7 protein-coding genes are annotated in these 5,483 nt (G+C 72.5%); 4 read left to right on the forward strand and 3 right to left on the reverse strand.

Annotated elements, in window-relative coordinates; all coding sequences use genetic code 11:
• The 3 genes from ACFFNX_RS40745 to ACFFNX_RS40755 all read right to left on the reverse strand — a co-directional run.
• On the reverse strand, positions 1 to 354 hold a 354-nt coding region (locus ACFFNX_RS40745), incomplete at its 3' end, for an ATP-binding cassette domain-containing protein (protein ID WP_378211530.1).
• Entirely contained in the window at positions 351 to 1,241 is an 891-nt protein-coding gene (locus ACFFNX_RS40750) for a metal ABC transporter substrate-binding protein (RefSeq protein ID WP_378211531.1), read from the reverse strand. The genes ACFFNX_RS40745 and ACFFNX_RS40750, both read right to left, overlap by 4 nt.
• Positions 1,242 to 1,292: 51 nt before the next feature.
• Positions 1,293 to 1,568, reverse strand: coding sequence for a DUF6703 family protein (locus ACFFNX_RS40755; RefSeq protein ID WP_378211532.1), 276 nt, complete (start codon positions 1,566 to 1,568; stop codon positions 1,293 to 1,295).
• Positions 1,569 to 1,633: 65 nt separating this feature from the next.
• On the opposite strand from ACFFNX_RS40755, the gene ACFFNX_RS40760 reads away from it, so the two are divergent.
• The 4 genes from ACFFNX_RS40760 (at position 1,634) to ACFFNX_RS40775 (ending at position 5,316) form a co-directional block, all read left to right on the forward strand.
• Positions 1,634 to 1,933, forward strand: coding sequence for an antibiotic biosynthesis monooxygenase family protein (locus ACFFNX_RS40760; protein ID WP_378211533.1), 300 nt, complete (start codon positions 1,634 to 1,636; stop codon positions 1,931 to 1,933).
• A 108-nt stretch (positions 1,934 to 2,041) separates the two neighbouring features.
• The gene (locus ACFFNX_RS40765; RefSeq protein ID WP_378211534.1) at positions 2,042 to 3,229 is read left to right on the forward strand and encodes a glycoside hydrolase domain-containing protein; all 1,188 of its coding nucleotides are present in this window, start codon (positions 2,042 to 2,044) and stop codon (positions 3,227 to 3,229) included.
• A 102-nt stretch (positions 3,230 to 3,331) separates the two neighbouring features.
• The gene (locus ACFFNX_RS40770) at positions 3,332 to 4,543 is read left to right on the forward strand and encodes a sensor histidine kinase (RefSeq protein ID WP_378211535.1); all 1,212 of its coding nucleotides are present in this window, start codon (positions 3,332 to 3,334) and stop codon (positions 4,541 to 4,543) included.
• Between the two features lie 59 nt (positions 4,544 to 4,602).
• Positions 4,603 to 5,316 (forward strand): TetR/AcrR family transcriptional regulator, encoded by a 714-nt coding sequence (locus tag ACFFNX_RS40775; protein WP_378211536.1) that lies wholly within the window; start codon positions 4,603 to 4,605, stop codon positions 5,314 to 5,316.
• The last annotated feature ends 167 nt before the right edge of the window (positions 5,317 to 5,483 follow it).

A 5,483-nucleotide genomic window follows, 5' to 3' on the forward strand; every position in this document is an offset into this window, starting at 1 on the left:
CCGGTCGGCGGCCGAGGACGGGCGCTGCCGCGACTGCCGCGCGATCCGGCCGGAGGCCACGACCTCGCGGACGGTGGCGGGCACGCCGCCGCCGATCGACAGGCGCTGCGGGACGTACCCGATGCGCTTCCAGTCGCGGAACCGCGCCGGCGGCACGCCGTACAGCTCGGCGCGTCCGGCGGACAGCGGGATCAGCCCGAGCAGCGCGCGGATCAGCGTCGACTTGCCGGAGCCGTTCGAGCCCATGACGGCGACGACCTCGCCGGGACGTACCGTCAGGTCGATGCCGCGCAGCACGGGACGGCGGTCGAGCCGTACCTCGCCGCCGGTCAGGGAGAACGGGGCCGTCATCATGAGCACCCCAGAGCGGTTCGGAGCGTCGCGAGGTCGCGGCGCATGATCGAGAAGTAGTCGTCGTGGGAGCCCGGCCGGACGCCCTCGACGGGGTCGAGTACCTCGGTGCGCACCCCGGCCTCACGCGCGAGCGTGTCGGCGGTCTTGGGACTGGCCAGCGTCTCGGTGAACACGGTGGTCGCGCCCGTACGCCGGACCAGACCGGTCAGGTCGGCGAGGCGCTGCGGCGACGGCTCGGCCTCCGGGTCCAGCCCCGCCACGCCGACCTGCGTGAGCCCGTAGCGCGCGGCCAGGTAGCCGAAGGCGGCGTGGCCGGTGACGATCTCCTTGCGCGCGCAGGCGCGCAGCCCCGTGCGGAACTCCGCGTCCAGGGCGTTCAGACGGGTCACGACCTGGGCGGCGCGGGTGCGGTAGCCCGCGGCGTTCTCGGCGTCGATCCGGGCCAGGCGCTCGCCGAGCGCGGTCGCCACGGTCGCGAACCGGGACGGGTCGAGCCACAGGTGCGGGTCGACGGCGCCGTCGCTCGCCTCGTCCTGCGGCGCGGGCAGCGTCGTGACCACGGACTCGGCGTCGAGCGAGTGGTCCTTGGCGTGCTGGCGCACGGCCTTGTCCACGGCCGGCTGCACGCCCTTGACGTAGAAGGCCAGCTTGGACTCGCCGACGTCGATCACCTGGCGGGGCGTCAGCTCCAGGTCGTGCGGCTCGGCGCCCGGCCTGGTGAGGTTCTGGACGTAGAAGCCGGGACCGGCGACCTGCGTCGCCAGCCACGCGAGCGGATAGAACGCCGCGGTCAGCCTCGGTTTCCCGCCGGTGCCCGCCCTCGCTCCGCATCCACCGCAGGCCACGAGCAGCGCGGCGAGCGCGAGAGGCAGGATTCGGGAGCGCACCGAACAAGTATGAGTGAACATGAAAATGATTGTCAAAATCACGCCATGTCGTCAGGAGACCAGTTTGCCGATCGCGAAGGCGAGCAGGACCAGCGGCACGGCGAGCCGGATCACCCGGTGGGCCGGGTTCCGCGTCGGTGAGGCCATGAACAGGAACCAGACGACGAGCGCAAGCAGCACCAGCGCCACCGCGCCGAACGCCCCGGGCAGCGCCAGGCCGGCGACCAGCAGCGCCGGCAGCAGCACCAGCGGCACCCACCGCGGCAACTGGTTCACATAGACGAGGAGGACGGCGCTCTGCCGGCGGATCGAGGATTTGGATGGCACCCCTCCATGGTGTCGTATCCGGGTCACCGGTGTGAGCGCCGCCACGGGTCCGGCATCATGGACGCGTGCTGGCCATCACCCGCTATCGCGTACCCCCGGCCGAGACCGACGTATTCGTCCGTACGGCCCAGGACGTGCTCCGCGCCATCGAGGACAGCCCGGGACACCTGTCCGGCCGCCTCGCCCGCGCCGTCGACGACCCCGAGCTCTGGGCGATGGTGACCGACTGGGAGGGCGCGGGCTTCTACCGCCGGGCCCTCGGCGACTACGACGTACGCCTGGCGCTCATCCCGCTGTCCCGGCTCGCCATCGACGAGGCGGGCGCGTACGAGATCGTGCCCGGCCCGGACGCACGCGCCGGGTAAAGAGCCGGGCGACTCCGCCCGAAAGACCGCACAAGTGCGCCGCGCGCTCCCGTCTTCCGGCGTTCCCCGTGCCGATCATGGCCGGGACGACGACCACGGGGAGACGCGATGCGACGTGCCGGCCTGCTCGCCTGCCTTCTGGCAGCGCTCGTCCCGACCCCCGCCGCCCGCGCGGACACGACCGTCGACTACCAGGGGCTGCGGATCACCGTGCCCGCCGGCTGGCCCGTGTACCGCCTCGACCCCCGGTCCACCGAGTGCGTGCGCTTCGACCGGCACGCGCTCTACCTGGGCACGGCGGGGACGAACCAGCTCTGCCCGGCGCACGTGATCGGCCGTACGGAGGCGCTGCACGTCGAGCCGCTCACCGAGCAGACGGCCGCGTTCGCCACGGGCATGCTCGGCTCCTCCCCGCCCTCGTCCGTGGCCGGAGTGCCCGCCGTGACGGTGACCGACACGACGGACGGGGAGATCCGCTCGGCCGTCCCGGGCGCCGGGGTGCTGATCACCGGCTCGTACGGCGCCGGGCCCGGGGCGGGGGAGCTGCGCCGCCTGATCGCGGGGATCGCCCAGGAGAGATCCGACGCCGGGCAGCGGCGCAGCGGCGACCGTCGCCGCCGATGGGTGACCGGTGCGGGCTTCGACACGTGCTCGGCGCCGTCGCTGGCCGCGATGCGCGCCTGGCACGACGACTTCGTCGCGGCCAACATCTACATCGGCGGCCCGGCGCGTGCGTGCCCGGACGGGCGGCTGTCCCGCCGCTGGGTGGAGGCCGTACAGGCGATGGGGTGGCGCCTGATCCCGACGTACGTCGGCCCGCAGGCGCCGTGCACCTCCTCCCGTCCGCGTTTCTCCCCGTCGACCGCGGCCCTGGCCGGCCAGCTCTCGGCGGTGGACGCGACGAACCGCGCCGCGGCGCTCGGCCTGCCGCCCGGGACCCCGATCTACATGGACCTGGAGGCGTACGGGCGCAGGGCCTGGTGCCGGCAGGCGGTGCTGACGTTCGTGGACTCGTGGACCCGGGGCGTACGGGCGCTGGAGTACGTCCCGGGGCTGTACAGCAGCGTGGCGTCGGGGGTCCGCGACGTCGCCGAGGCGGATGACATCAGCCGTCCGGAGACCGTGTGGTTCGCCCACTGGGATCGACGGCCGAACGTGTGGGGCGACCGGCTCATGGGCGAGGACTGGTGGGCGGACCACCGCCGGATCAAACAGTTCCGCGGCGACCACGTGGAGAAGCACGGCGGCGTGAAACTGAAGATCGACAGCGACGCGGTCGACGGTTACGTCGGTTAGTAGAGTCGTACTGAGGCTTTATCCGGTATCGCCTGGTCAACTGGGGCAAGCAGTGGACGGACGGCTCTTGTGCCCGCAGGCGGCGGCCTTGGCGCGAAGCCCGTGATCCGCCACCTTCGGGGTCTGTGGAGATCCCTGAACGCCGCCGCGCGGGCCCTGCCGGTCGGCTGCGGCGAGGTCCGCCGGCTCGCGGAAGAGTGGGGGGCCCTGCGGCACGTCGCGACTCTGGTGGCGCGCGGCGCCTCACCGTCGGTGATCTTCAATGCGGCCGCGGCGGAGCTCGGCGCCCTGCTGGACGCGGACTACACCGCGATCAAACGGTACGAGACCGATCACACGGAGTCGGTGGTCACGCTGTGGCGCGCTCCCGGCTCCTCTCCCGTCAAGATTCCGTTCGGGGGACGGTGGCCGGTCGAGGACGACGCCGCTTCGGCGGCGGTGTGGCGTAGCCACCGGCCGGCCCAGATGACGAGCGAGTCCTTCGACGACCAGCTCGCCGCCTGGCTTCAGGAGCAGCGGATCGGCCGGGTGGTGGTCTGCCCGGTCATCAGCGGTGATCGTCTGTGGGGGACGATGAACGCCCTGTACCTCGGCTCCGAACCGCTGCCCGGCGACACCGAGGAACGCATGGACAAGTTCGTGGAACTGCTGTCCTGCGCCATCGCCCAGGCCGAGACCCGCACGGAGCTCGTCGCCTCGCGCGCCCGGCTCGTCACCACGGCCGAGGCCACGCGACGCCGCATCGAGCGCGACCTGCACGACGGGCCGCAGCAGCATCTGATCTCACTCTCGCTCCGTCTCCGCGAGGCCGAGGCGGAGCTTCCGCGCGATCAGCGAGAGGCCAGGCGGCATCTGTCCGACACCGTCCAGGACCTGTCCGCCGCCCTCGCCGAGCTCCAGGAGATCGCCCGGGGACTGCGCCCGCCGCTGCTGGCGCGCCGGGGACTGAAGGCGGCGCTGAAAGGGCTGGTGGCCCGCTCTCCCGTGCCGGTCGAACTCCACGTCGACGCGGACGGGCGCCTGCCGGAGCAGCTCGAAGTGAGCCTCTACTACATCGTCTCCGAGGCGTTGACGAACGTGTTCAAGCACGCGCACGCGTCCGTGGTGCACATCGATCTCACCGAGGAGGACGCGAAGATCCGTCTCCGGGTGCGCGACGACGGGGTGGGCGGCGCCGATCCCTCGGGTGGCTCGGGCCTGACCGGGCTGACGGATCGCGTCGAGGCGCTCGGCGGCACCATGCATGTCACCAGTCCCACCGGGCGCGGAACGTCGCTGGTCGTCACGGTTCCGACCTCGCGCGCCGGCGGTTGAGGACGTCCGTACGCGCGGATCGGGTTGACTGACTGATCCAGTCAGTCAACAATCGAGGGGTGCGAGGTCGGGTGCCGGCGCGGCCGGTCGAGGAGATAGCCGAAGCGGCGGCGCGGGTGTTCATGGCCAAGGGCTACCGGGCGGCCAAGATCTCCGACGTGTCCGCCGCCCTCGGGATGAGCCACGGCGCGGTGTACACCTACGCCAAGAGCAAGGAGGCGCTGCTGTACCTGGCTCTGGTGCGCCTGGCCCGCCCGGAGTCCCTGGCCGGCCTGGACATTCCGGTGGCCACCCCGACATCGGAGGAGATCGTGGCCGTGGTCGACACCGCCGGCCGCGGCGACTTCCCGGTGCTGACCGCGGCGTCCGCCGGACTTCGGCGGCACGCGACGGTCGCCGAAGAACTCGGCGCGATCATCGACGAGCTGTACGGGTTCATCGAACGCGACAGGCACCTGCTGGCCCTGGTCGAGCGGTGTGCCCCCGACCTGCCCGACCTGGCCAACCTCTACTTCGTCCAACGCCGGCGGACGCTGCTGACCGCCCTCGGTGACCATCTGCGCCGGCACATCGGCTCCGGTGCGCTGCGGCCGGTCCCCGACGTGCCGGCGGCGGCGCGGTTCATCACCGAGACCGTCGCCTGGTTCGCCTGGCACCGGCTCGACGACCCGGACTCGACGACGCTCGACGGCGAGGCCTGCCGCCGAACCGTACGCCACCTGCTGCTCGCCGCGTTCCTGCCCAACCCGGACGCGACCACCACACCGACCTGATCCGGAGACGAGAAGCCGTGTCTGACAGTGGAGTTTCCGCGCCGGCCGCCGAGCAGGGACCTTCCCGCCCGGGCGAGCCCGACGCGAGGCGGGCCGCGCCCTTGGCGTGGCGGCCCGTGCTGGCGGTGCTGGCCGTGGCCGGCGCCGTGCACCTGGCGGTGGCGACG

Origin of the sequence: Actinoallomurus acaciae, assembly GCF_042429965.1 — a bacterium.
GTDB lineage: Bacteria > Actinomycetota > Actinomycetes > Streptosporangiales > Streptosporangiaceae > Actinoallomurus > Actinoallomurus acaciae.

Bases quoted from the DNA above. Each gene is read 5' to 3' on its own strand.
- ACFFNX_RS40765 (WP_378211534.1), top strand. From the start codon at position 2,042: ATGCGACGTGCCGGCCTGCTCGCCTGCCTTCTGGCAGCGCTCGTCCCG.